This window comes from Pseudokordiimonas caeni, from assembly GCF_026719705.1.
In the GTDB taxonomy this organism is placed as follows: Bacteria; Pseudomonadota; Alphaproteobacteria; order Sphingomonadales; family Kordiimonadaceae; genus Gimibacter; species Gimibacter caeni.
This window is the reverse complement of record NZ_JAPPRR010000003.1, coordinates 320,880-345,961: the sequence shown is the minus strand read 5'-3', so window position 1 is coordinate 345,961 and position 25,082 is coordinate 320,880. Positions and strand designations below refer to the sequence as shown.

Annotated in this window: 18 protein-coding genes; 11 read left to right on the top strand and 7 right to left on the bottom strand. The window is 62.3% G+C overall.

What is annotated here, in order from left to right; all coding sequences use genetic code 11:
* Positions 1-121: 121 nt before the first annotated feature.
* Both OU694_RS14805 and OU694_RS14800 read right to left on the bottom strand, forming a co-directional pair.
* Positions 122-1,012: a DUF6807 family protein gene (locus OU694_RS14805; protein WP_308911786.1), complete on the bottom strand. Its 891-nt coding sequence runs from the start codon at positions 1,010-1,012 to the stop codon at positions 122-124.
* Positions 1,012-1,827 (bottom strand): 2-keto-4-pentenoate hydratase, encoded by an 816-nt coding sequence (locus OU694_RS14800; protein WP_308911785.1) that lies wholly within the window; start codon positions 1,825-1,827, stop codon positions 1,012-1,014. The genes OU694_RS14805 and OU694_RS14800 overlap by 1 nt, the downstream gene beginning before the upstream one ends.
* Positions 1,828-2,225: 398 nt before the next feature.
* On the opposite strand from OU694_RS14800, the gene kduI reads away from it, so the two are divergent.
* From kduI to OU694_RS14755, 9 genes are all read left to right on the top strand, one after another.
* Positions 2,226-3,059, top strand: coding sequence for a 5-dehydro-4-deoxy-D-glucuronate isomerase (gene kduI / locus OU694_RS14795; RefSeq protein ID WP_308911784.1), 834 nt, complete (start codon positions 2,226-2,228; stop codon positions 3,057-3,059).
* Between the two features lie 4 nt (positions 3,060-3,063).
* Positions 3,064-3,819, top strand: coding sequence for a 2-dehydro-3-deoxy-D-gluconate 5-dehydrogenase KduD (gene kduD / locus OU694_RS14790; protein WP_308911783.1), 756 nt, complete (start codon positions 3,064-3,066; stop codon positions 3,817-3,819).
* Positions 3,820-3,831: 12 nt separating this feature from the next.
* Positions 3,832-4,842 (top strand): sugar kinase, encoded by a 1,011-nt coding sequence (locus OU694_RS14785; RefSeq protein WP_308911782.1) that lies wholly within the window; start codon positions 3,832-3,834, stop codon positions 4,840-4,842.
* Positions 4,829-6,415 (top strand): carboxylesterase/lipase family protein, encoded by a 1,587-nt coding sequence (locus OU694_RS14780; RefSeq protein WP_308911781.1) that lies wholly within the window; start codon positions 4,829-4,831, stop codon positions 6,413-6,415. Before OU694_RS14785 ends, OU694_RS14780 begins: the two co-directional genes overlap by 14 nt.
* Positions 6,416-6,708: 293 nt before the next feature.
* Complete coding sequence (locus OU694_RS14775; protein ID WP_308911780.1) at positions 6,709-9,435, top strand: TonB-dependent receptor; 2,727 nt, start codon at positions 6,709-6,711, stop codon at positions 9,433-9,435.
* A gap of 133 nt (positions 9,436-9,568) precedes the next feature.
* Positions 9,569-11,239 carry a family 43 glycosylhydrolase gene (locus tag OU694_RS14770; protein ID WP_308911779.1) on the top strand — a complete coding sequence of 557 codons (1,671 nt, stop codon included), beginning with the start codon at positions 9,569-9,571 and terminating at the stop codon, positions 11,237-11,239.
* The gene (locus tag OU694_RS14765) at positions 11,229-12,245 is read left to right on the top strand and encodes an alpha/beta hydrolase (protein ID WP_308911778.1); all 1,017 of its coding nucleotides are present in this window, start codon (positions 11,229-11,231) and stop codon (positions 12,243-12,245) included. The genes OU694_RS14770 and OU694_RS14765 overlap by 11 nt, the downstream gene beginning before the upstream one ends.
* A gap of 107 nt (positions 12,246-12,352) precedes the next feature.
* Positions 12,353-15,190: a TonB-dependent receptor gene (locus OU694_RS14760; protein WP_308911777.1), complete on the top strand. Its 2,838-nt coding sequence runs from the start codon at positions 12,353-12,355 to the stop codon at positions 15,188-15,190.
* 79 nt (positions 15,191-15,269) lie between these two features.
* Complete coding sequence (locus tag OU694_RS14755) at positions 15,270-16,370, top strand: phytase (protein ID WP_308911776.1); 1,101 nt, start codon at positions 15,270-15,272, stop codon at positions 16,368-16,370.
* Positions 16,371-16,433: 63 nt separating this feature from the next.
* Here the strand turns inward: OU694_RS14755 and OU694_RS14750 are convergent, their stop codons facing one another.
* From OU694_RS14750 to OU694_RS14735, 4 genes are read right to left on the bottom strand one after another with little or no spacing between them, the layout of a single operon-like run.
* Positions 16,434-17,516, bottom strand: coding sequence for an MBL fold metallo-hydrolase (locus tag OU694_RS14750; RefSeq protein WP_308911775.1), 1,083 nt, complete (start codon positions 17,514-17,516; stop codon positions 16,434-16,436).
* A complete protein-coding gene (locus OU694_RS14745) occupies positions 17,513-18,838 on the bottom strand; it encodes a DsbA family protein (protein WP_308911774.1) in 1,326 nt (441 codons plus the stop codon). The genes OU694_RS14750 and OU694_RS14745 overlap by 4 nt, the downstream gene beginning before the upstream one ends.
* 1 nt (position 18,839) lies before the next feature.
* Entirely contained in the window at positions 18,840-20,486 is a 1,647-nt protein-coding gene (locus tag OU694_RS14740; protein ID WP_308911773.1) for a sulfatase-like hydrolase/transferase, read from the bottom strand.
* Between the two features lie 4 nt (positions 20,487-20,490).
* Positions 20,491-21,204 carry a glutathione S-transferase family protein gene (locus OU694_RS14735; protein ID WP_289503501.1) on the bottom strand — a complete coding sequence of 238 codons (714 nt, stop codon included), beginning with the start codon at positions 21,202-21,204 and terminating at the stop codon, positions 20,491-20,493.
* Between the two features lie 151 nt (positions 21,205-21,355).
* On the opposite strand from OU694_RS14735, the gene OU694_RS14730 reads away from it, so the two are divergent.
* Both OU694_RS14730 and OU694_RS14725 read left to right on the top strand, forming a co-directional pair.
* A complete protein-coding gene (locus tag OU694_RS14730; RefSeq protein ID WP_308911772.1) occupies positions 21,356-21,994 on the top strand; it encodes a TetR/AcrR family transcriptional regulator in 639 nt (212 codons plus the stop codon).
* Between the two features lie 12 nt (positions 21,995-22,006).
* Positions 22,007-23,164: a glutathione S-transferase N-terminal domain-containing protein gene (locus OU694_RS14725; protein WP_308911771.1), complete on the top strand. Its 1,158-nt coding sequence runs from the start codon at positions 22,007-22,009 to the stop codon at positions 23,162-23,164.
* 26 nt (positions 23,165-23,190) lie between these two features.
* On the opposite strand, the gene OU694_RS14720 is transcribed toward OU694_RS14725, so the two are convergent.
* On the bottom strand, positions 23,191-24,948 hold the full coding sequence (locus OU694_RS14720) for an arylsulfatase (protein ID WP_308911770.1): 1,758 nt from the start codon (positions 24,946-24,948) through the stop codon (positions 23,191-23,193).
* Positions 24,949-25,082 lie beyond the last annotated feature (134 nt).

The window sequence follows — 25,082 nt, the reverse complement described above, 5'->3', positions numbered from 1 at the left end:
AAACTCCCTCTTCCAGCCGGATCACCTCACGGTTTTCCTGCTGTCTCTCTCCCTGTCATTCAAAATGACACCGGTTTCCTTTCGGCGCAACCCCCAAGTCCCGCCAGAAGGGTGAAAAGCTTCAATCCCTTGAGATTGCGGCCTGCCGGGCGCTGCCCCACGCAGCATCCGGCGCGCCATCCTGCCACAGAAAACGGGATTCGAGCACGATATCCCGGTCACCCGGCACGGGCACTGTCTGCCGGCCCGGCCATGCGCAATTCTGCATGCTCAGCTCGTTCCTGAGGATCCAGCGGGTGACGGGCACGCCGTCCACGGCGCAGGTCATCAACGCTGTCCAGTCAGAATGCTCGAACTGCATCCAGCCGGATGCAGTCACCGCATTCATTTCGGCTTTCACCGCACCCTGCCCGCTTTCAAACGACAGGAGGGGCGCATCGGGCAACCGCCACGAGGGGCCACCATAGCCGCGGTCATTGTCGCTGCCACCAATCGCCACCCCCGGCAACAACGCCTTGAGGCGAACTTCCGCGTCCATCCGGCGCACGCCGTCGTGGGTCGCATGGATGGTGAAATGATCTTCTTCGCGGATCAGCGCGGTGCCGCCCTTCAGCATCCAGCGCAGCTCGACGCTCAGCCGCACGGCATCGCCCGTAACGGTCGCGTCCAGCCGGTCAACCACCCAGTCGATACCCTTCATGTCCCAGCCGTCAGCGACCTTGACGCCGCCCTTGACGACCTGATGCCAGGCCCAGAACAATCCCCGATGATGCGGATGATCTTCGGGCGCATTCAGCGTGAGCGCCGTACCCGAAGGCGTCAGGATCGGATGGAGATAGGTGCCGCGTTCGGCAGGCGCCCCACCAGGCATGGGGGCGCCGTGGAAAAAGAGGAGGGGGGCGCCGTCTTCCAGCACCCAGACGCCGTCACTTTCGGTGCGGGTTGTCAGCTCCCCTGCAGCACCGGGCAAGCTGCCCGCTGCGAGAAGCAGGATGGCAGCCAGTGCGCGCATCACTCGGCCTTGGCCGCTGTGATCCGGCAGCCCACACGGAACTCGTTATCGAACACGGTTTCAACCTCGTCACCCGGCTTCACATTGTGAACGCCGGTAATGGCCCCCGCCGATACCCAGGTGCCCGGCTCGATCCGGCGACCGCGGCGCGCCATCAGTTCAAGGAGGAAACGAACCGATCCAAACGGGCCATCAAGCATCGTGGCCATGCTGGCCTCACCGATCACCTGACCGTTGATCGCAAAGGATACCGGCATGCCGATCAGGTCCCGGCGCTGCCAGTCCGGCACTTCGGGGCCAAGCACGAGGCCGTTGTTGTTGCCAAAATCGGAAGCCGTGACCGCGGCACCGAGATCATTGATCGTCGGCAGCGGCGAGGATGCAATCTCGATCCCGACACGCACCGATTTCACAAGTGCCCTGGCGGCATCAAGGGTCCAGTGCAGGCGGGCCGGATCCGGTGCTTCGCCAATCTCGAGAAGAACCTCAGCCTCGGCGGCGCCGAAGCCATCGGGGAAAATGCTCATATCAAGCTTGCCCACGGCTGGCGCGGCGACGATGCGGTCGGTGAAAATCGGGCCGGCGAGGCGCGTTGCCCCCAGCCGCTCGGATTGCGGTGGATGGATACGCCCCAGTTTCCAGCCACCGACTCGGCCACCGAAGAGGCCAATGGCGATATCCTGGATGGCATATGCCTCCGCCAGCGTATCGGGCTGGGCGCCCGGATAGGCCGGAAGGCCGCGGGCCGCATGGCGTGCGTCCACGAAAGCTTTTGCAATCGAGCTGAATTGATCGCGCTCTTCGACGTGCGACATACTGCCCCCTCGGTGCTCAGAAATCTCTCCCACTCCGGAAGATGGCATAAAGGAAACCGGTGTCATTTTCAAGAGGGCAGCGAAATTTCACGCATTTTCCCGATCTTGCGGCGGTTTCCTGCGGGTTTCATCTTATCGATCGTGTGAAGGACTCACCCGATCAGGCTGCATTGGGCCATTCATTCCCATATCAGCCTTGCAATCCATTTTGACACCGGTTACCTTTTTCAGCGAGAGGGGATGGTCAAACGCATGCCGCTGAGGGGTGGCATCCGTGTTTTTGCCCGTCAGAAAGGTTATGCTGACCCGGTTGCCGGGCCGTTCCCCATGTCCATTGACCGCCAGAGAAGCCGGCTGGTTGGCCTGAGCGCCCACCGCCAGCCCACGAAGGAGAGACCATGTTCCAGAAAACCTTCTATGCGACGCATCCCGACATGATGGACTGCGCCACCAATGACGAGCTGCGCGACCGCTATCTCGTCACCGGCATGTTCGAGGAGGGCGAGATCGTCCTCAACTACAGCCACAATGAACGCTTCGTAATCGGCGGGGCCGTGCCGGCAGGCAAAGTGCTGCCCCTGCCCGCCCAGACCGAGCCAAAAAGTGCGGCCGGCCATCCGTTCCTAGAGCGCCGCGAAATGGGTGTGGTCAACATCGGCACCAAAGGCAAGGTCACGGTTGATGGCCAGGCCTTTGATCTCGACAACAAGGAATGCCTCTATGTGCCTATGGGTTCGAAGGATGTGACCTTTGAAGGCAATGGCGCGCGCTTCTATATCGTGTCGCTGCCGGCCCACAAGGCCTGCCCGATCAAGAAGATCACCCTCGCCGAAGCGAACCCGCTGGAGCGCGGCGACCTCGAGAATTCGAACCACCGCACCATCTATCAGCTGGTGATCCCCGGCGTCTGCGAAAGCGCGCAACTGCTTCTCGGCCTCACGGTTCTGGAAACCGGCAGCGTATGGAACACCATGCCGCCGCACCTGCATGACCGTCGCAGCGAGATTTATCTCTATTTCGACCTGCAGGGCGGCGACCGCGTGTTCCATTACATGGGCGAGCCAGACGACATGCGCCATATCGTGATCCAGAAGGAAGAGGCCGTGATCAGCCCGCCGTGGTCTATCCACATGGGTTCGGGCACCAAGTCCTATGCCTTCATCTGGGCGATGGGCGGGGAGAACCTCGACTATACCGACATGAATGTCCTCGATATCTGTCAGCTGAAGTGATCCGATGAGCCATCCGTTTGATCTGGCCGGCAAAGTTGCCGTCATCACGGGCGCCAACACCGGCATCGGTCAGGGCATCGCCCTGGCCCTTGCCGCAGCTGGCGCCGACATCGCCGCTGTCGGGCGCACGCCCGCCACCGAAACCGTCGAGAAAGCCCGTGCCCTTGGTCGCCGCGCCGAAGTCATCTCGGCCGATCTTTCAACCATCGACCCCGTGGGCCGCGTGGTGGACGAGACGATCGAAAAGCTCGGCGGGCTCGATATCCTTGTCAACAATGCCGGGATCATCCGCCGCAACGATTCGCTCGATTTCACGGAAGAAGACTGGGACGCGGTGATGGACACCAACCTGAAGTCCGTCTTCTTCCTAGCCCAAGCAGCGGCGCGCCATATGGTCGCGCATGGTGGCGGCAAGATCATCAACATCGCCTCGATGCTGACCTTCCAGGGCGGTATCCGGGTGCCGAGCTATACGGCCTCCAAATCCGGGATCGGCGGGTTGACGAAACTTCTGGCGAACGAGTGGGCATCGAAGGGCATCAATGTGAATGCCATCGCGCCCGGCTATATCGCCACCAACAACACGGCGGCCCTTCAGGCAGACGAAAGCCGCAACCGCCAGATCATGGAGCGCATCCCATCCGGCCGTTGGGGCAGTCCTGACGACATGGGCGGGGCCGCCGTGTTCCTGGCCTCCCGCGCGTCGGACTATGTGCAGGGCCATATCCTTGCCGTCGACGGCGGCTGGCTCGCACGCTAGGGTAAGGGCATCATGGCTGAAAAGACCGCCTTTTTCGGGGAGCTGCTGTTGCGGCTCACCACACCGGGAAACGAGCTTCTGCTGCAATCCCCTTCCCTTTCCGTCCATGTGGGCGGGGCGGAAGCGAATGTTGCCGTCGGGCTCGCCTCGCTCGGCCATGATACCCGCATGATAAGCCGCGTGGCGGATAACCCGCTCGGCCGCGCCGCCCGTGGCGAAATCCGCAAACATGGGGTGGATTGTTCCACCGTCAGTGCCGCTGACGGCCGCATGGGACTGTATTTTCTGACGGTCGGCGCTGGCTGGCGCGCCTCTGAAGTCGTTTACGACCGCGCGGGCTCCGCCTTCGCAGCCGCCGATCCCGCAAGCTGGAACTGGGACAGCCTTCTTGACGGCTGCGCCCGCCTGCATCTTTCGGGCATCACGCCGGCCCTCGGGCACGGCCCGGCAGCGGCGGCCATCGCGGCGGCAGAGGCGGCCACGGCAAAGGGCCTGACCGTTTCGTTCGATGGCAATTACCGCGCCCGCCTATGGGAAGCGTGGGACAGCAAACCGCGCGAGATCCTGACGAAGCTCGTCAGCCTCACCGACATCCTGTTCGGCAACCACCGGGATATTTCGCTGCTTCTGGACGAGCCCTTCTCGGGCGACGGCCCGGCGCGGCGGCGCGAAGCAGCCGAGGCTGCCTTCGGTGCCTTCCCGCGTCTCAAATATATCGCCTCCACCGCCCGGCAGGCGGACGGCGCCGACAGCAACCGGATTGCCGCCCGGATCGACACACCCGACACGTTCGAACAAACCGACGAGATCGAGATTTCGGGCATTGTCGACAGGATCGGCGCGGGCGATGCCTTCGCCGCCGGCGTGCTGCACGGGCTACTTGACGGCCAGCCGCTTGAACAGACAGTTCAGGCAGGCCTCGCACTCACCGCGCTGAAACACAGCCTGCCGGGCGATGCCAGCCTCTTCACCCGTGCCGACCTTGCCGCTTTCGAAGTGGGTGGACTCGATGTCCGGCGCTAGGTTCCCGATAAGCCGCCGTCACCTGCTGGCGGGCGCCGCTGCCCTGCCCTTTGTGGCCGCACGCGGCCGCGCGTTCGCCGCCGGCGACCCGGAAGTCGATACCGCCGAAGGGCGCGTCCGGGGCATCCGCGAAAATGGCGTGCTCGCCTTCAAGGGCATCCGCTACGGCGAAGACACAGCGCGCTATCGCTTCCGCGCACCCGTTGCGGCAAAGCCCTGGAATAGTGTCCAGAGTGCACAGGCCTTCGCACCGATCTGCCCACAGCGCCGGGCGGGCAGTGAGCCGACTAGCGAAGATTGCCTGTTCCTGAATGTGTGGACGCCAGAAGCCCACCCGCGCGCCAAGCGCCCTGTCTTGGTTTATTTCCACGGCGGAGCCTATTCGAACGGCACAGTGACCGATCCCCTGACCCACGGCCAGCATCTGGCAGCGGGCGGCGATGTGGTGGTGGTGACCATCAACCACCGGCTCAATGCACTGGGTTACCTTTATCTCGCCGAGTTCGACAAACGCTTTGCCGACAGCGGCAACCTCGGCCAGTTTGACCTGATCCTTGGCCTTCAGTGGGTCCGGCGTAATATCGCGGCCTTCGGGGGCGACCCCACGCGCGTTATGGTTTTCGGCCAGTCAGGCGGCGGCGCCAAGATCGCCACCCTGATGGGCATGCCCGCCGCGAAGGGGCTGTTCCACACAGCCGCGACCATGAGCGGCCAGCAGGTGACAGCTTCTGGCCCCGGCAATGCGGTAGCCCGCACGCGCGCCTATCTCTCGACCCTTGGCCTTTCGGACGAGCAGTTCGCGAGCCTTCTGGACATCCCGATCGAGAAACTGGTCGAGGGGCTGCAGGCCCATGACCCGATCCTTGGCGGCAGCCTCTATTTCGGACCGGTTCTCGATATGAAATGGCTGACCCGTCATCCTTTCTGGCCGGACGCGAACCCGCAATCGACCGATATCCCGATGATCCTTGGCAACACACGCGAGGAAACCCGCGCCTTCATCGACCCGCGCGGCGACAAGCTCAAAGGGCTCGATTGGGGTAATATCGCCGCACGGATGCGGCCCGAATTGAAGATCGATCTCGATCCCGACTGGATCGTCAAATCCTACCGCGGGGAATTCCCCGACTGGGGCCCGGTGGAGCTTTTCTACCGGGCGACGACCGCCGGGCGCAGCTGGCCGGGTCAGGTGATCGAGGCAGACGCCCGCGCCTCCGCTGGCGCCAAACGCACCTGGGTTTACCAGCTGGACCATGATTCGCCGGTCGATCCCTTGCGCAAGGCAGCCCACACCGACGATATTCCGTTCGTGTTCGGTACGCTGGCGGCCGAGGGATCCTATTCCGGCACCGGGGAAGCCCAGTGGAAACTGAGCGACCGGATGATGGGCGCCTTTGTGGCACTGGCCCGCTCCGGTGACCCCAATCACGCCGGACTGCCTGAGTGGCCTCATTACGAATTGCCCGAACGGGCGACCATGCGTTTCGGCCTCGACACCCGTGCCGAGAACGATCCACGCCGCTTCGAACGGGAGCTTTTCGCCCGTGCGCCCTATATCCAGCCGGGCAGTTGAGGCGGTTTCAAACGAGTTTGCGTTAGGGACTTGACAGATTGGTCTTATGGTAGCAAGCTAACAATGACACCGGTTACCATACGGGACAGACGGCTGAGGGGCCAGACATCCGCGATACCGGTTGTTGGGGAGAGTGGCCCGATTGGGCAATGTGTGAAATCTCGAGCGGCATAGAATCGGCCTGCCAGCCAAGCTGGAGGCCTCGTTTGAATGCCGCATTATTTTGCGCCACTAGGTAACCGGTGGCATAAACAGGGAGTACCGCCGGGGAGGCGGTTGGAAGGGGAGACACCATGGAAAAGATTTCCGGCAGTGCAGCCGTTCATTTGCGCATGACGAAGCTGCTTGCAGCAGCGTCCTTGATCAGCGTTGCCATCAGCGGCGCCGCAATGGCCCAGGACACGGCAGGCGCAGCAGAAGAAGAGCTTGATGTTCTCGACGAGATCGTCGTGACCGGTTTCCGCCAGTCGCTGACAGCTGCCATCAATGTGAAGAAAAACTCGACCTCGGCAGTGGATGCCATCGTGGCCGAGGATATCGCCAAATTCCCGGATCAGAACCTTGCCGAATCGCTGCAGCGCGTACCGGGCATCTCGATCCAGCGTGACGCAGGCGAAGGCCGTTCGATCACGGTTCGCGGCCTTGGCGCGCAGTTCACCCGCGTTCGCCTGAACGGGATGGAGACGATCACGACCTCCACCGATGGCGCATCGGCCAACCGCGATCGCGCCTTTGACTTCAACGTGTTCGCGTCTGAACTGTTCAACTCGATCGTCGTTCGCAAAACCGCTGAAGCCTCCCTTGATGAAGGCTCGCTCGGCGCTGTTGTCGATCTGAACACGGGCAATCCGCTTTCCTACAAGGAAGGCACGACGCTCGTGGCTTCGGCCAAGGCCCAATACAATGACCTCAGCGAAGACCTTTCGCCCCGCATCGCCGCTCTCGGCGCCTGGGTGAATGACGAGAAAACCTTCGGCATTTCCGCGTCGCTCGCCTTCTCGGACTATGAAACCCTTGAGATGGGCAACAACAGCGTACGCTGGCAGCAAGCCCGCTTCCGTTCGGTCGGCGGCGAATCCTGCGCAGAAGCAAGTGCGGCTTGCGACGAGGTTGCCGAGGCCTTCCACCCGCGTATTCCGCGCTATGGTGAAGTCGGCCATGACCGTCAGCGTCTCGGCGCCACCGCGTCGATCCAGTTCGCACCTTCGGAAGCCACCCAAATCTCGATCGATGGCCTTTACTCGAAGTTCAAAGAGACCCGGACCGAGAAATGGGGCGAAGTGCTGTTCCGTGGCAACGAAGGCACCATGGACATCCGCGACTATGTGATCGAAGGCACCAACATGATTGCCGCCACGGTCGACAACGCATGGGTGCGGATCGAAGATTACCGCCGCGACAGCTCGACCGAGTTTCATCAGCTTTCGGCCAAGCTGGAGCAGGACATTACCGATACGTTCCGCATCGAGCTTCTCGGCGGCTTCTCGCAGTCGGACGCCGATATCCCGCTTGAAACCACGATCATCTTCGATGACCGCGACACCACGGGTTACAGCTACGACTATTCGAACATGAAGACCCCGGTCCTCTCGTTCGGTCCTGGCATCGACGATCCGACCGCCTTCCAGTTCGCTGAATTCCGCGATCGTCCGTCCTTCTTGACGAACAAGTTCCGCAACCTCGCGCTCGATGCCGAATGGGACGTGAACGACAATATCCAGCTTGTCGGTGGCGCCATGTACCGCCGCTTCAGCTTCGATACCGTCGGCTATCGCCGCGATAGCACCTATTGCTCGGCCTTCACCTGCGCCGATGGCACCTACGGCGCTCCGGTCACCGCTGACCTCGCTGACACGTTCGAGCTTGGCGATGCTGGTCAGCCTTCGGGCAACACCAACAGCTGGGTTGTGCCGAACATGGCAGCGGCCGCTGACCTGATCGATCTTTACGGCCGCGAGGCAGTCCTGCGTCAGGCGGAAGATCGCGGTGTGATCGAAACTGTGAAGGGCGGCTTCCTGCAAGCCAACCTGACCGGCGAAATGGGCGAAATGGCCATTTCGGCAAATGCCGGCATGCGCTACGCCCACACCAAGCAGTCGTCGACCGGCTTCAATAACGGCACCGAAGTGACAGTGGAACGCACCTATGACGACTGGCTGCCCTCGGCAAACATCGCCATCTTCCCGACGCCGGAATTTGCGATCCGTGCCGCTGTAGCCAAGGTGATCACCCGCCCGACCCTCGGCAGCCTTACCCCTGGCGGTTCGGTTGACGGCTTCAACTACCGCGTCACCTCGGGCAACCCGTTCCTGACGCCTTACCGCGCCACGAACTATGACCTGGCGTTCGAATGGTACTTCATGGACGACGCGATCGCTTCGGTCGCCCTCTTCAAGAAGGACATCAAGAGCTTCCCGATCAGCACCACGACAACCGGCACCTATGCCTCGACCGGCCTGCCGCTGTCGCTGATCGATCCGGGCTCACCGGCTGCTGCCAACCCGGAAGGTCGTCCGTGGGAAATCCGTTCGACCGGCGATGGCCCCGGCGCCAACGTGAAAGGTGTCGAATTCTCGGTTCAGACCCCCTTCACCTTCCTGCCGGGTGTCTGGTCGAACTTCGGCACGATCCTCAACCTGACCCTCGTGGACAGCGACGTGGATTACGAGATCGGCGGCAACATCTATACCGAGCCGCTGCTCGGCCTGTCGAAGAAGGCAGCCAACGGTACGCTCTATTATGAAGACGACAAGTTCTCGGCCCGTGTCTCGGTCGCCTACCGTAGCGGCTATCTTGATGGCACCAGCGCCACGAATAACATCTTCGAGGGCTACAACAGCTCGATGAATGTCGACGCCTCGATCCGCTACGAGATCATGGACGGCCTCGAGGTCTCGCTTGAGGGTATCAACCTCACCGACGACTATCGCGACCGCTACACCGACCTCTATGAGCAGCGGAACTACGAATACAACCACTATGGTCGCGTGTTCATGCTTGGCGTCCGTTACAAACTGTAACCCAGATCCCTCCCCCCTCAGGTTTTTCCCTCCAGAGGGGCCACGGCCGGGGTGCAACGCACGGTGCACCCCGGCCTTCTTTTTTCTGGCCAACCGGCCATAGAATGGAACCGGAAAGGAGTGTTTCCCCGTCATGTCGATCGAACGCCGGACTTTGCTGAAATTCCTGATGGGCGGCACCGCCCTCGCACTGATGCCCGCCAGCCTGATGGGCGGCACTGCCTTCGCGCAGGGCTCGCGCGCCATATCGTCGCTGGACCCGTACGCGGACATGCGCTGGGGCAAAGGTTTCGAAGGGCAGCGCAAGGCCGACCTCGGCAACGGCACCTTCCTGAATCCCGTCTTTGCGGGCGACCATCCCGATCCCGCGATCCTGAAGGACGGCGAGGATTATTATCTGACCTTCTCCAGCTTCGACAGCTATCCCGGCATCCTGATCTGGCACAGCCGCGACCTTGTGAACTGGACGCCGCTGACGGCCGCGCTCACCAAGCCCATCGGATCTGTATGGGCGCCGGACCTGATCAAGCATGACGGCCGCTATTACTGCTATATCCCGGCGCGTTTCCCCGATTACCGTTCGATCTATGTGATCCATGCCGACAGTATCGAAGGCCCGTGGTCGGACCCCATCGACCTGAAACTGCACAAGCATATCGATCCCGGCCATGCGGTTGCCGAAGACGGCACACGCTACCTGTTCCTGTCCGGCGGCGACCGCGTGAAGCTCACCCCCGATGGCCTCGCCACCGTCGGCGAGGTTGAACATGTTTACGAGCCCTGGCGCTATCCGAGTGACTGGGTGGTCGAGACCTTCGCCCCCGAAGGCCCGAAGCTGATGAAACGCGGCGACTATTACTATGTCGTCACCGCCGTTGGCGGCACCGCCGGCCCGCCGACCGGGCATATGGTGATCATGGCGCGCTCCAAGTCACTCGACGGGCCGTGGGAAGACGCACCCAACAATCCGGTGATCCGTACCGAAAGCGCTGCCGAGAAATGGTGGTCGCGCGGGCATGCCACCATCTTCGAAGGGCCGGACGGCAACTGGTGGATGATCTATCACGGTTATGAGAACGGCTACTGGACACTCGGTCGCCAGACACTCCTCGAGCCCGTGGAATGGACAGCCGACGGCTGGATCAAACCGCTTGGCGACGACCTGTCATCGCCGATCAAAAAGCCGGTCGACCTTGGCCCCCAGCCGCACGGCATGCCGCTCAGCGATGATTTCTCGGAAAACCGCTTCGGCGTTCAGTGGGCCTTCTATGACCCGGCACCGGACGAGATGAGCCGCGTGCGTTATGGCGACCGCAGCCTTGCCCTCAAGGCCAAGGGTACCTCGCCTGCCGACTGCGCCCCCATCACTTGCATCTGCGGGGACCAGTCCTACCGGATCGAGATCGATCTGGAGATTGACAATGCGACCGAAGCGGGCTTGCTCCTTTTCTATAACCGGCGCCTTTATGCGGGGCTCGGGCTCGGGCCCGATGGTTTCATGATGCACCGCTATGGCCTCAGCCGCCCGCGCGGCGCCATCCCGGGCCAACGCGACCCCGGCAAACCAGCCAAGCCCGTCCGCGCCATGCGCCTACGCCTCACGAACCGCCAGAATATCCTGACGATCCACACGAGCCAGAATGGCGGCCGCACATGGGAAAAGTTCGACGTGCAGATGGAAGTCTCCGGCTATCATCATAATGTGGCCTATGATTTCCTGAGCCTCAGGCCCGCCTTCTATGCCGCCGGCAAGGGCGAGGCCCGGTTCCGCAACTTCACCTATGAGGCCCTCCATGACGATTGAGCAATATCTTCGCCCGCTCGCCCTTTGCCTCGCGTTGGTATTCACCCCGACTGTGAGTGCACAGACCGCTGCGCCCACGACATCGGACGCGATGCCGACCGCCACGCCTGACCCCATAGAGACAATCGACCTGTGGCCGGTGGGCGCCCTGGGCATCCCCGCCGGCCTCACCGAAGCGGTGGACGAGCGCAGCGTGGAAGCCGGGATCAGCGACCGGGCCGTGAAGGGCATCAGCGTGCCGCGCATGGTGGTCTTCCGTCCCAAGGTGCCGAACGGCGATGCGCTCCTGATCACGCCCGGCGGCGGCTACAAGCATGTGGTTGTCGACAAGGAAGGCTATGAGGTCGCCCGCGAGCTTTCCAAGGAAGGCGTCACCGTCTTCGTGCTGTTCTACCGCCTGCCCGGCGAAGGCTGGGAAAATCGTTCGGATGTGCCGCTTGCCGATGCGCAGCGCGCCATGCGGCTGATCCGCGCGCGGGCAGCAAGCTACGGGATCGATCCTGAGCGGGTCGCCGCCATGGGCTTCTCGGCTGGCGGGCATCTTTGCGCTGATCTCGCCACGCGCTTCGACGCACAAGTCTATGCCCCGGTTGATGCGGCTGACGAGCAGTCGGCGAGGCCGCTGTTCGCGGCCCCCATCTATCCGGTTGTTTCGATGAGCGCCCCGGACGCCCACATGGGCTCGCGCCATTTCCTGATCGGGGACGATGCGACGAAGGCACAGGAAGAAGCACATTCACCGCAGTTTCATGTAACTGCAAAGGTTCCGCCAGTCTTCCTCTTGCATGCGGAAAATGACGAGGCCGTGCCGGTGGAAAACAGCCTGATGTTGCGCGCCGCACTTGTGGCGCAGGGCGTGCCGGTTGAAACCCATCTTTTCGAAAAGGGCGGCCACGGTTTTGGCCTGCGCAAGGCGGCCGGCCTGCCGGTTGCGGGCTGGCTCGATCTCTTCCGGGCCTTCGCCCGCGACCATGGCTGGCAAACGCCTGATAGCGTTCACAAATAATTCACAGGACTGAAATCTGACCGCAACCTGACGCGGTGACGGTCGCTCCCGAAGGCGGAGGATCAATCGATCCTCCGCCCAACTATATATCAGGGAGCCCATCCATCATGTCGAAGATTATGTCGCGTCGTCGCGCCTGGCTTGCCGCCACGGCTTTGACCACCGCCATCGTTGCCACCCCCGCCGTCCTTGCCGGTACGGTCACCGGGAAAGTCATCGATGCCTCAGGCACCAGCGCCCTGCAGGCAGCACAAGTCACCATCGTTGAACTGCGCCGTGTGACGAACACCGCAAGCGATGGCACCTTCCGCTTCGTGGACGTTCCGGCCGGCACTTACACCGTGCGCGTACGCTACGCCGGCGCAGGTGAAGAAACGCAGCAGATCACCGTCAGCGAAAGCGGCGACGTTTCGGTGCAGGTGACGCTTGCCGCCGCCAGCAACGGCGATGTGCGTGAAGAGATCCTCGTTGTTGGCCAGCGCGCCAACCTCCTGTCCTCGCTCGCCCGCCAACGCGCCTCCGACACGGTCGACAGCGTGCTGACCCGCGACGCCATGGGCCAGTTCCCCGACCAGAACGTAGCGGAATCGCTGCGCCGTGCGCCGGGCCTCAACATCCTCAACGATCAGGGCGAGGGCCGCTTCGTTTCAGTTCGCGGCCTTGACCCGAACCTCAACGCCGCCTCGATCAACGGCAGCCGCGTACCGGCGCCCGAATCCGATGTGCGCTCGGTCGCCCTTGATGTGATCCCGTCGGAACTGATTGAATCGATCGAAGTGAAGAAATCGCTGACCCCCGACATGGACGGCGACACGATCGGCGCCTCGATCGAGATCAATACGACAAGTGCGTTCGACCGTGAAAAGCCCTTCGTGACCGTAAAGGCCGAAGGTTCCTACAACGACCTGCGCGACACCGCGACCCCCAAGGGCAGCGTTGATTTCGCGACCCGTGTTGGCGAACGTTTCGGCATCGCGGGCGGTATCAGCTATTACAAGCGCAAGTTTTCCACCGATAACGTCGAGATGGACGACTGGGAAGAAACCGACGACGGCGCGGCCTATGCCGAAACGCTTGAATACCGCGACTATGACGTCAACCGCGAACGCATCGGCGCCACCCTCTCGCTCGATTTCAAGGCAAGCGACGACACCACCCTTTTCGCCCGTGGCCTTTACAGCCGCTTCGCTGACCAGGAATTCCGCCGCCGCCTGACCATTCAGGTGAATGAGGAACCATCGGCCGTCAGCGGCAACACCGCAACCTTCCTGTCGGATGACGGCGAGATCGAAGTCGAGCGTGACCTGAAGGATCGCTTCGAGGTCCAGAAGATCGCCTCCTTCACCGCAGGCGGGAAAACGGTCAGCGGCCCGTGGGAATTCAAATATGAAGGCAGCTATTCGGAAGCTTCCGAGAAGGAAAACGGCTCGGTTGACCCTGTTGTCTTCAAATCCAGCTGGGAAGATCCAGGCCAGCTTGGCGTGATGTTCGATTATTCGAACCTGCAACGCCCGACCTATTCGATCCTGAATGGCGGCGACCTCTTCACCGACGCCTCGTCCTACGAGTTCGACGAACTGGAACGCACCACGCTCTCGGATTCGAAAGACCGCGAATATGGCTTCAAGATCGACATGAAGCGCACCTTCGTGCTGGATAGCGGCGAGTTCGACCTGCAAGCCGGTGTCAAGCCGCGCTTCCGCAAGAAGCGCTATGACGCAAATATCGATGTGTTCGACGGTTACGACGGCGACCTGACGCTCGCCGATGTTGCTGGCCAGCAGAGCTACAGCCTTGCCGATATCGAGCCGACCATCGGCACCGATGCATGGCGCTCGTTCCTTGACGCCAGCGGCTATGGCGCCTTTGAGCTCAACCAGTTCGACACCGACGCCGCCTCGGCCGAAGCCGATTATTCGGCCAAGGAAAACATTCTCGCCGGTTACCTGATGGGCCGCTTCGACAATGAAACGATCCGCGTGATCGGTGGCGTGCGCGTCGAACGCACCAAGACGACGCTGACCGGCAATGTCCTCGAAATGATCGAGGAAGGCGCTGTCGTAGACGGCGTGCCGCTTGAGGAAGATACCGTCTTCGTCACGCCCGTCTCCTTCAAGAATGAATATACCGACTGGCTGCCGAGCCTGAACATCCGCGCCAATGCATCGGAAGACGTCGTCCTGCGCCTTGGTGCCTACAAGTCGGTTGTTCGCCCGAACTTCGGCCAGATGGCGCCGCGTTTCCTTGTCGAAGAAAACGACGAGAACGAGCGTGAAGGCGAGTTCGGCAACCCCGACCTGAAGCCCTACAAAGCCTGGAATTTCGACGCCAGCGCCGAATATTATTTCGACAAGAACGCAGGCATCACCGCCGGCATCTTCTACAAGTCGATCAAGGACTTCATCGTGGATGCCGAGTTTGAGGAAGTCACCTTCAACGGCGTTTATGCCGACGAAGCGCTGATCCGCATCAACGGCGACAAGGCGAAGGTCAAGGGCTTCGAATTCTCGTACCAGCAGGCCTTCACCATGCTGCCGGCGCCGTTCGACGGGCTGTTGACCAACATCAACTATACCTATACGGACGCCGAGGGTGACGTGCTGGACCGCACGATCTCGCTGCCGGCCGCTTCGAAGCACACCTTCAACATGGTGCTCGGTTACGAGAAGGACCGCCTGAGCCTGCGTGTGGCCGGTACCTACCGTGACGAATATCTCGATGAACTGGGCGGAGATCCGGAAGAAGACCGGTATGTGAAGGATCACTTCCAGATCGACGTCAGTGCCAAGTATGAGATCATGGATGATGTCCAGCTCTTTGCCGAGCTCGTGAACCTCAACAATGCGAAATACACGGCCTACCGCAAGGGGCCGGGAGCTGACCGCCTGCTGCAGTTCGAAGAATATAAATGGACGGCCAAGTTCGGCGTGCGCGCCACCTTCTAAGCTGTTTATGATCTGAAGAGTTACGCCACCCCCTGCAACGCTCGGGGGGTGGCGCAGCCTTATCCTCAAGGGGAAGATAATGTTTTCGAAACAGACGATGATCGATCTGGCAACCGCAGCCCTCCTTGCCGGGCTCGCCAGTGCTTGCATGCCGGAAGACGAGCATAACCATTTTGCCGTCGACCCCGGTGTCGGCGTGCCGGCGGTGGTTGAGACCGCGCCCGTGGAAGCGGGCGACGACGCGGCTGACGATCCGGCCATCTGGGTGAACCCGGCTGATGCCTCGGCGAGCCTTGTGCTTGGCACCAACAAGAAGGGCGGGCTCTATAGCTACCGTCTGGATGGCTCGGTGCACCAGTTCCTGCCGCTCGGCCGCCTGAACAATGTGGACCTGCGCCCGGGTGTGACGGTCGGCGATGCCATCATCACGCTCGTCGCTGCCACCAACCGCACGGACCAGAGCATCACGCTCCTCTCGCTTGACCCTGCAACCGGCATGATGGCGGACGCCGCCGACGGCGTACAGGCCACCGGCTTTGCCGACCCCTATGGCCTCTGCCTCTACACCAGCCGCACGTCGGGCAAATCCTATGTCATCGCGAACGACAAGGACGGCAGCTACAAACAGTGGGAAGTGACCGCAGGCAGCGCAGGCAAGGTGAAGCTGCAAGAAGTGCGCACCTTCGCTGTGGGCAGCACCGCCGAAGGCTGTGTGGCGGACGATGAAACCGGCATGCTTTACGTCAACGAGGAAGATGTCGCGCTTTATGCCTACAAGGCCGAACCGGACGCCGGTAACGAGCGCAGCGTGATCGCAGCGGTTGCGGGCATGGCTGTCCTCAAGGACGACCTTGAAGGTGTGGCACTTTATGACGCTGGCAACGGCGAGGGCTATATCGTGGTCTCGAGCCAGGGCAACAACAGCTACGCGCTTTTCGACCGCAAGGCCCCGCACGCCTATGTGGGTTCGTTCCACGTAACGGCAAGCGCTGACGGCAAGGTGGATGGCACCTCGGAAACCGACGGGCTGGAAGTCACGTCAGCGGCCCTCGGTGATGCCTTCCCCGCAGGCCTGTTCGTGGCGCAGGACGGCCTGAATACCGACCCCGATGCCCGCCAGAATTTCAAACTGGTATCGTGGGCCGGGATCGCCGCGGCGCTTGCAAACGCCGGGCAATAATTCCGGGCTCAGAAATTCAGAAACGGCGCCCGCGATTGATCCGGGCGCCGTTTCTGTTGGTGGTCAGAACCAGTCCTTGAAGGTCACCTCAGTGCTTCCAGCGGGCAGCGAGACCGCCATGCCATCTTCGGCCACGCGGATCGTGCCACCGAAGTGCGCACCCGCCTCCCCTACAAATGCCGGATACAGGATTTTGGAGGGCAGCGCAGGCACCACATGGCTCAGGACCAGCGCCCTCGCCCCTGCCACTGTTGCCGCGTCTGCGGCCTCTTCAGGGGTTGTGTGATAGTCAAGGATATCGCGGGTGATCTTGGCGAGCCGTGTGTTGCCAGCCGCCTCCGCGCCCTCGGTCAGATGCGCCACCAGCTTCGGCTGCAGCGCCTCGACAATCAGGAGGTCCGCCCCTGCCGCTACGGCCTTGAAGCCCGCAGAGTTTTTGGCGTCAAGATCACCGCTGATAACCAGCGACCGGCCGCCATAATCGAAGCGGTAGGCGACAGCAGGCTTTATCGGATCATGGTCCACGAGCACGGCATGAACGGTGAGGCCACCGGCATCATACACGATGGCCGGCGCCGTGCCCTGCAAGGTGAAAGACCGCGCCACCATCCCCGCGCCCGATGGCGGCACGATATCTTCGCCGTGATGAGCCGGACGGTAGATATCGTCCAGCGCATAGGCCTTGTTGAAGCCTTCGACTACGCCTTCTACCCCCTCCGGGCCGTAAACGGGCAAGGGTGCCGTGTTGCCCGTGCCGACCCAGCGCTGCATGGCAAGGTCACCAAGGCCGCCGATATGATCGGAGTGATAATGGGTCAGGAACGCCGCCTCGATCCGTCCGGCAGGAAGTCCCATCATCAGTATGTTGGCCGTGCTGCCCGCCCCTGAATCCACCACAAAAAGATGCGTTCCGGCGATCACGAGGGTGCAGGCCGGGGCGCGTGTGGGATCGGGGAGCGGCGATCCCGTCCCGCAGAAGGCCGCATGCAGGCCGTCCTTAAGGCCCGCCAGATGGTCACGCCCCATGCGTTCCTTCACCTGTTTCGCATAAAGCCGGTCAGCGATCGGCGCGCGGTAGTGATGGAACACCGCGCCCGCCACCACGGCCACGGCAACGATACCGATGATCAGCCTGCCCATCTTCATGCCTTGCCCTCCCCTTTCGCCGCGATCCGGGCGAGTTCTTCTTCCACGAGCCACAGCCGGTCCTGCCCCCAGACGGCGAGATCGCCGACATGGAAGGACGGCACGCCCCAAAGACCGAGCGACAGAAGCCGCGCCCGGTTTGCTTCCGCTACCTTGCGCCAGCTATCGTCGGCGAGGGCGGCTTCCACCGCGGGCCAGCTGATCCCGGCGCGAGCGGCAATCCGCTTGAGGCCGGTGTCCGATCCCGCGTCGATGCCTTCGGCCCAAACCCCTTTCAGGAAGCTGATCAGGAAGGCCTGCCCCCTGCCTGCCGGGATGGCATGATGCAGCACGGCAAGGCCACGCTCGGTCGGGCGGCCCACCGGATCACAGATATTCCCGAACGGCAGGCCGAGCCTTTCGGCTTCCCGTTTGGTGTCCACGAGGAAATAACGGCCCTTGCGCGGCGGCACCGGCAGGTTGCGCATCACCATTGGCAGCACGAAACGGATTTCGGGCGTCGCACCCCATCGCTCGGCAAGTGCGAAGGCACGCTCCATCGCGATCCATGTGTAAGGGCTGCGCAGCGACGGATAGATTTCGAGCACCACCCCGCGCGCATCCCCCTGCGCCTGCGTTTCCAGAAGGGCGGGGGCGAACGGTGCCGCGGCTTCCCGACCCTGCCGCCGTACCTTCAAGCTGTCCAGCCGGGCTTCCAGATAATGCAGCCGGTCCGCACCCCAATACCATTCGCCGCCATAATGGATGCTGCCCGCCTGAAAATGGCCGAGCCCGTTGCGGCGTTCGGTCCCTTCAGCCACGGCCATTGCCGCTGCCTCCGGGCTCGCTTCGCCGTGACGGTGCGCGAGTTCGTCAAGGGCTGCCGTGTCGTCGGCCCATACCGCCCTATCAAGGGCGGCAGCGGCGGCGAGCGGATCAGGCCCGGACAGGGCGGCCACCAGAATGGCCGTCGCGCGGGCCATCAGGGCCGCATCGGGCGCGTGGCCCGGATCGGTGAAATCGAGCCCGAACTTGCGGGCAAGCCTTGCGGCATCCAGCCGGGCATAGGCGGTCAACCTTTCAGGCTCCGGTGCCACGGCTAGCTCGGGTGCGTCCACCGGCATCAGGTCGACTTCGATATCGTACCGTTCCCTGAGCGCCGCCACGAGGCCAACCATCAGGGCGCTGGTCGGGTCCCCGAACCGGTGGAAATAAGCGATGCGGTGGGCTGCACCTTCCCGCCGACGGCGCCTTTCGGCTGACCAGTGCCGGAACGCGCGACGCCTGCTGCTGGTCAGCAAGCGATATACCTGACGGCGGAGCCATACTTTCGGTCGTTGCATGTCAGTTCGCCCAGTTCACATAGTCATCCTCGGGCGTTTTTTTCTCGAGGATATTCTTGTCGATATAGACGGGCGGGGCGACAAGGCTCGGCCAGATCGGCGCGGCCTGCTCGGCGTTCAGGGCATCAAGGGCCGCCCGCATTGCGGTGAGCCGTTCGGGCTCGCGATCCGCCAGATTGACCTGTTCGGTCGGGTCTTCATTCAGGTTGAAAAGCCAGGTCTTTTTCGGCAGCTCCGATACCTGCAGTTTCCAGCCCTTGTGCAGCAGCACACGGTAATGATCAGACCGCCAGAAAAGAGCGCGGTCGGCGGGCGGGGCATCGGGATTGGCGATCCGCGCCAGCATGTCCTGCCCGTCGATCTGCCGGTCAGTCGGGAGCGGTGCTCCGGCCGCGGCGGCAGCCGTCGCGAAGATATCGACATGGGCGGCGGGCTCATCAATCACAACGCCCGCGGGGATGCGATCCGGCCACGAAACCAGCATCGGCACCCGGATACCGCCTTCAAAGAAGCTGGCCTTCCAGCCCCTGTAGGGCTTGTTGATATCGGGGAAGCCGATATAGCTCGCCCCGCCATTATCGCTCGTGAAGATCACCATCGTGTTGTCGGCAATGCCTGCCTTATCGAGTGCCGCCTCGACCTTGCCGACGGCACGGTCCACGGCGCGGATCATGGCGCCGTAAACGCGCAGGCGGTGATCAGCGATGCCGGACAGGGCGTCATAATCCGACTTCAGCGCCTGCAGCGGCGTGTGCGGGGCATTCAGCGCCAGATACATGAAGAAGGGGCGCCCGGCATTGGCCTCGATCGCTGCCGCGGCCTGATCGGCCAGATAGTCGGTCATGTAGCTGTCCGGATGGAAGCGTTGCCCGCCATTGTGGCTGACCGCGTAGGTCAGGTTCGCCCAGAGGAATCGGTCGATGGGGTCAAAATCATGCACCGAATTGACCACATCGGGGTCATCTTTCGGCAGGAACATCGCAGCACCGGGCATGAAGCCCAGCCATTCGTCAAAGCCCTGATTGTGCGGCCGGAACTTCTCGGCCCCACCCAGATGCCATTTGCCAAGGAACAGGGTGCGATAGCCCTTCTGCTGCAACAGCTCGGCGACGGTGATTTCCTCGCTCGGCAGTCCCTGATCATCCAGCGGGATCGTGTCGGCCTCGCGGTCAGCGTGGTAAACGGCCTGCTGTGGGCCATAGTCGAAGGAGCCGAGCAGCCGGTGGAATGGCACGGGCGCGGGCGTGAACTCAAATCCGAAGCGGGTTGCAAACCGCCCTGTCATGATCGCCGCACGTGACGGGGCGCAGGTAGCGTTCCCGGCATAGCCCGACGTGAAGGTCGCGCCTTCGGCCGCGATGGCATCGATACTCGGTGTCTGCACGGCACCGTCCGCAACGCCGCCGCCAAAGGTCGAGATATCGTTGATGCCCAGATCATCCACCAGAACGACAATGATGTTGGGCGGGCCTTTCTCGCCGGTCGGCGTCGGGCCTTTTTCCCAAACCACCGGCTGGTTATCAGCAATCGGGTCGCTGATCCTGTCAAGGATACCGGGGATGTAGATGCGATACTGGTAAAGCGCGCCAAGCCCGGCGGCGACGACAAGCGCCGCCCCGGCCAGCCACGCGGTGCGGTTACGGGTCATGGGGCTATTCCTTGGCGTCGCCGGTATTCACAAGGGTGCGGGCCTGTTTGACGAAGGCATCCGTCTTTTCCTCTTTGCTGGAACCCGCCGAGGACAGGAGCGCCGACATGTCGTAAGGCACCTTGATACCGGCCTGAGCTGCCGGGCGTTCTGCAATCTCGGCGATCCAGCGTTTCATGTTCGGGAAAGGATCGGTATCGACCCCCGACCACGCTGCCGTGCGCGCCCAGCACCAGTTGGCGATGTCGGCAATCGAATAATCACCGGCCAGATACTGGTGATCGGCGAGCCGGGCATCCAGAACGCCGAAAAGCCGGGCGACCTCGCCCTGATACCGCTTGATGGCAAGGTCTATCTTTTCCGGCAAATAGCGGTAAAAGACATTCGCCTGCCCCATCATCGGCCCCACACCGCCCATCTGGAACATCAGCCATTGGATGACGGTCGAGCGGCCCTTCGCGTCCGCGGGCATCAGCTTGCCTGTCTTCTCGGCCAGATAAATCAGGATGGCACCGGACTCGAAGACCGCAAAATTGCCTTCTTCTCTGTCCACAATGGCAGGAATGCGTCCATTGGGATTGATTTTCAGATAGTCGGGAGCCCGTTGCTGACCTTTCATCAGATCGATGGCATGCACCTCATAGGGCAAGCCGGTTTCTTCAAGCATTACCGAGGCTTTCCAGCCGTTCGGCGTTGGTGCCGTGTAAAGATCAATCATCGCTTCTTCCCTCCCGATCCGGTCAGACGGGACCCCTCCCCATACCGGTCATGGGAAGAACGATAAATTATGTCATAGCATGTGTCAATTGTTTGACGTGTGCAAGCGAGCGCGTTAAAAGTAACCTGTCGCGCCACAAGAAGGAATGAGTATGACCGACCTGCAACAAGCCCGCGTGAACACCGTAGATCTCGCCGATATAGAAGACGGGCGCAACCGCCGCCGCGCCGCCAACCGCGACAAGATCGTAACAGCTTTCCTGACGCTGGTGCGCGAAGGCAATCCGACGCCGAGCGCGCAGGCCGTGGCCGAGCATGCCGACGTCAGCCCGCGCACCGTTTTCCGTTGCTTCCAGGATATGGAAACGCTGTACCGGGAAATCTCGGTCCTTCTGCGCGAGGAATTCCTGCCCCGCGCCACGCTCAACCTGAACACGCCCGACCGGCGGGAACGGCTTTCCCGGCTGGTGACGAACCGTGCCAAGCTCTTTGAGGACATGCGTCCCTTCCGGCAGGCAGCAGAAGCGCAAAGCCACCTGTCCACCACCCTCGCCACCGACAAGGCCTTCGTGACGGCGATCGAGAAGGAACGCCTGCGGCAGGCTGTCAATCCCGATGGCAAGATGGACAAGACCCTGATGGACGCGCTGACCGCCGCCACCAGCTTCAATTACTGGCTGCGCCTTAGGGCCGAGCAGGGACTTTCGCCCGAAGAGGCCGCCAAAGCCATGTCCTTCGCGGCCTTCGCAATTTTCGATGCGGGTGGGGACGCCGGCCCCATCGCGCTATAGAAAGACACCCGGATGACTGATCCCTATATCCTCTACGGCGTGCCCGCTTCCTATTATACCGGCAAGGCCCGCGCCTATATGCGCAAGCAGCGTATCGATTTCGAGGAACGGTCATCCGCCCACCCGGCCTTCGCAAAGGACATCCTGCCAAAAACAGGGCGCATCCTGATCCCGGTGCTGCAAACACCTGAAGGTGATGTCATCCAGGATTCGGACGATATCATCGGCTGGTTCGAGGATCGCGGCCTGTATCGCGCGAGTGCGCATCCGGCGGGGCCGGTGCAGCGCATGCTGTCGCATGCTTTCAATCTTTTCGGCTCCGAGGGGATGACGCGCCTTGCCATGCATTATCGCTGGAGCGTGCTAGGCCAGCAGGAAGCTTTCATCGCGGCCGGTTTCGCCCATGGCGTCGCCCCGGAACTGAGCCCCGAAGCCGCCCTGCAGATGGCGCGGCCGGTGATGGACAAGCTGGCCGGATACCTGCCCTTGCTTGGCGTGACCCCCGAAACCATCCCGCTGGTGGAAGCCGCTTACGATGAAATGCTTGGCATCCTGCAGAAGCATTTCGAGAAACATCCCTGCCTCTTCGGTGCGTGGCCATCACTTGGCGACTATGGCCTTTACGGCCCGATGTTTGCCCACCTCGGGCGCGACCCGGTGCCGGCTTTCGAGATGAAGACCAAGGCAAGTGCGGTGTTCCGCTGGACCGAACGGCTGAGTGCGCCGAACCTCGATATCCCGGAATTCCCGAGCTACCCGGTGACCGGCTTTTTGCCGGACGACGAAGTGCCCGCCACCATCGATGCCTTCTGCTGCTTCATGGCGGATGAAATGCTGACCGAACTGGCCGATCAGGTCGCAGCCCTCGCACGCTGGCTGGAAGCGAACGAGGCGACGGAAGGCGCGCCGGTTGTCGACAAACCCCACAAGCGCTCCATCGGCCGCGTCGAGACGCACTATCGCGGCAAGCCCATCACCACGGGCCTGTCGCCTTACCGGATGCTGCTGTTGCAGAAGCTGCAGGATGCCTTCGACGCCCTGACGGCCGATGAACAGGCGAAGGTGCGGGACTATTTCGAGAAGGTGGGGCTTACCCCCGTACTGACCCTGCGCCCGGCCCGCCGGGTGGAGCGGCGCGGCAATATCGAGATTTGGGGGAAGGCGGCCTGAGCCGCCCTCCCGTTCGCTCCCTTGAACTAGTGCCGGCGGATCAGCCGGACGATCCCCCAGACCAACAGGCCCAGAAGCCCTAAAGCGCCGGCCAGGACCAGCGCGAAAAACCAGCCATAATATTTCAGCTGCTTCAGCATCGCATTCTTGGCGATCTGCTTGTGGATATTGTAGCCGGGCGGCAGTTCCTGCACGCCGTTGGCTTCGGCATAGGCCGCATAGTCGGCATGCATGGCAGCCACCACATCCGGGTGACTGTCGCTCAGGTCCGTTGTCTCGCCGGGGTCGGTCGCCATGTCGAAGAGATGCCACTGGCCATCCCCCCATGGCGGCATGTTACGGACGAGCTTCCAGTTGCCCTTATAGAGCGCTGCGTTGCCTGAAACTTCCATCCCGACTGCGTCGTCAGGGCCGTAGGCATGGCCGCCATCGGTGACGACCGGGCGCAGGCTGCGGCCTGTCATGTCGCCCGCCTGTTCGCCAGCCCCTGCGTAATCAAGAAGCGTCGGCGCGATATCGGTGACAAAACCGAGCGCCCCCGTACGCGCGCCGGGCGCCACGCCGGGCCCCGCCATCACGAAGGGCACCCGCATGCCGCCTTCGGATGCATAGAATTTGAACAGGCTGAAAGGCGCTGCGGCCGCCGTCGCCCATTCCGGCCCGATGAAGGCGTAGCTGCCCTCTTCGCCGAGATTATCGAGCCTGCGGTCGTAATCGTTGAAATACATCCAAGTGGTGAAGCCCGTCTGTGCCACAGGGTTGCTGGGCTCGGGCCCATTGTCCGACGTGACGATCACGACCGTGTTTTCCAACTGGCCGGTGGCGCGCAGGTGATCGATCAGGCGGCCGAGATGATGGTCCATCGCCTCGATCATGCCGGCGTTCACCGCCATCGAGCGGGCATAGAGGGCACGGTCTTCCTCGCTCAGATCCTCCCACTTGCGCAGGCGCTCGGGCATCGGCTTCAGGGTTGCACCTTCGGGTGCCAGCCCCAGTTCGCGGGCGCGATTGAAGCGCGCCTCGCGGAGGCTTTCCCACCCCGCTTCATAAACGCCTGCGTACCGGTCCGTATATTCCTTCGGTGCCTGCACGGGGATATGGACAGCCTGAAAGGCAAGATAGGCGAAGAAAGGTTTGTCCTTGTCGGCGCCCGCTTCATCCAGATAATCGATCATCTTGTCGACAAGAAATTCGGACGAATAGAAATCATCCGGCAGGGTGGCGCGCTCGCTGCCCTCAAACCAGTCGGCCGTCTTGTAATAGGGCATGTAGGACTTCTGTTCCCAGTTGTCCGCCCCCGAAGCATCAAGGATGAAGGACCTGTCGAAGCCATGGTCCACCGGCAGGTCACCCTTGTCGTGGCCGAGATGCCATTTGCCGGTCATAAGGGTGCGGTAGCCGGCCCCTTTGAGCCGCGTAGCGATTGTCGTCACGCCGGGCTCCAGCCGCATGGCATAGCCGGGCTTGCCGACATGCTCGGGCGGCAACACCTCCGGGATCGTGGCAAGCCCCGTGCGGTGGTTATCAAGCCCGGTCAGCAGCATGGCGCGCGACGGGGCGCACAGCGGCGACGTATGATAGTTGGTGAACAGGGTGCCGTGTTCGGCAATCTCGTCGATCGTCGGCGTGCGTGCCTCGCCGCCATAAGTGCCAAGATCCATATAGGCAGCGTCATCGATCAGCACGACCAGAAAGTTGGGGCGCTCGGGCTTCCCTTCCTCCGCCACCACACTTCCGGCGAAAAGAAGCGCCATCATCAGCCACGCCAGCCAGCCACGTGTCATCCCTCATCTCCTCCTTGTTCTCCCGGCGTCAATGTTATGTCATATAGTGTGACAATTCAATCCCGCATGTCCGCCTGACAGCTTCGTGACACAAGGGGGCTGGATTTGACGGCCAAGGTCCGCCATGCTCGCGC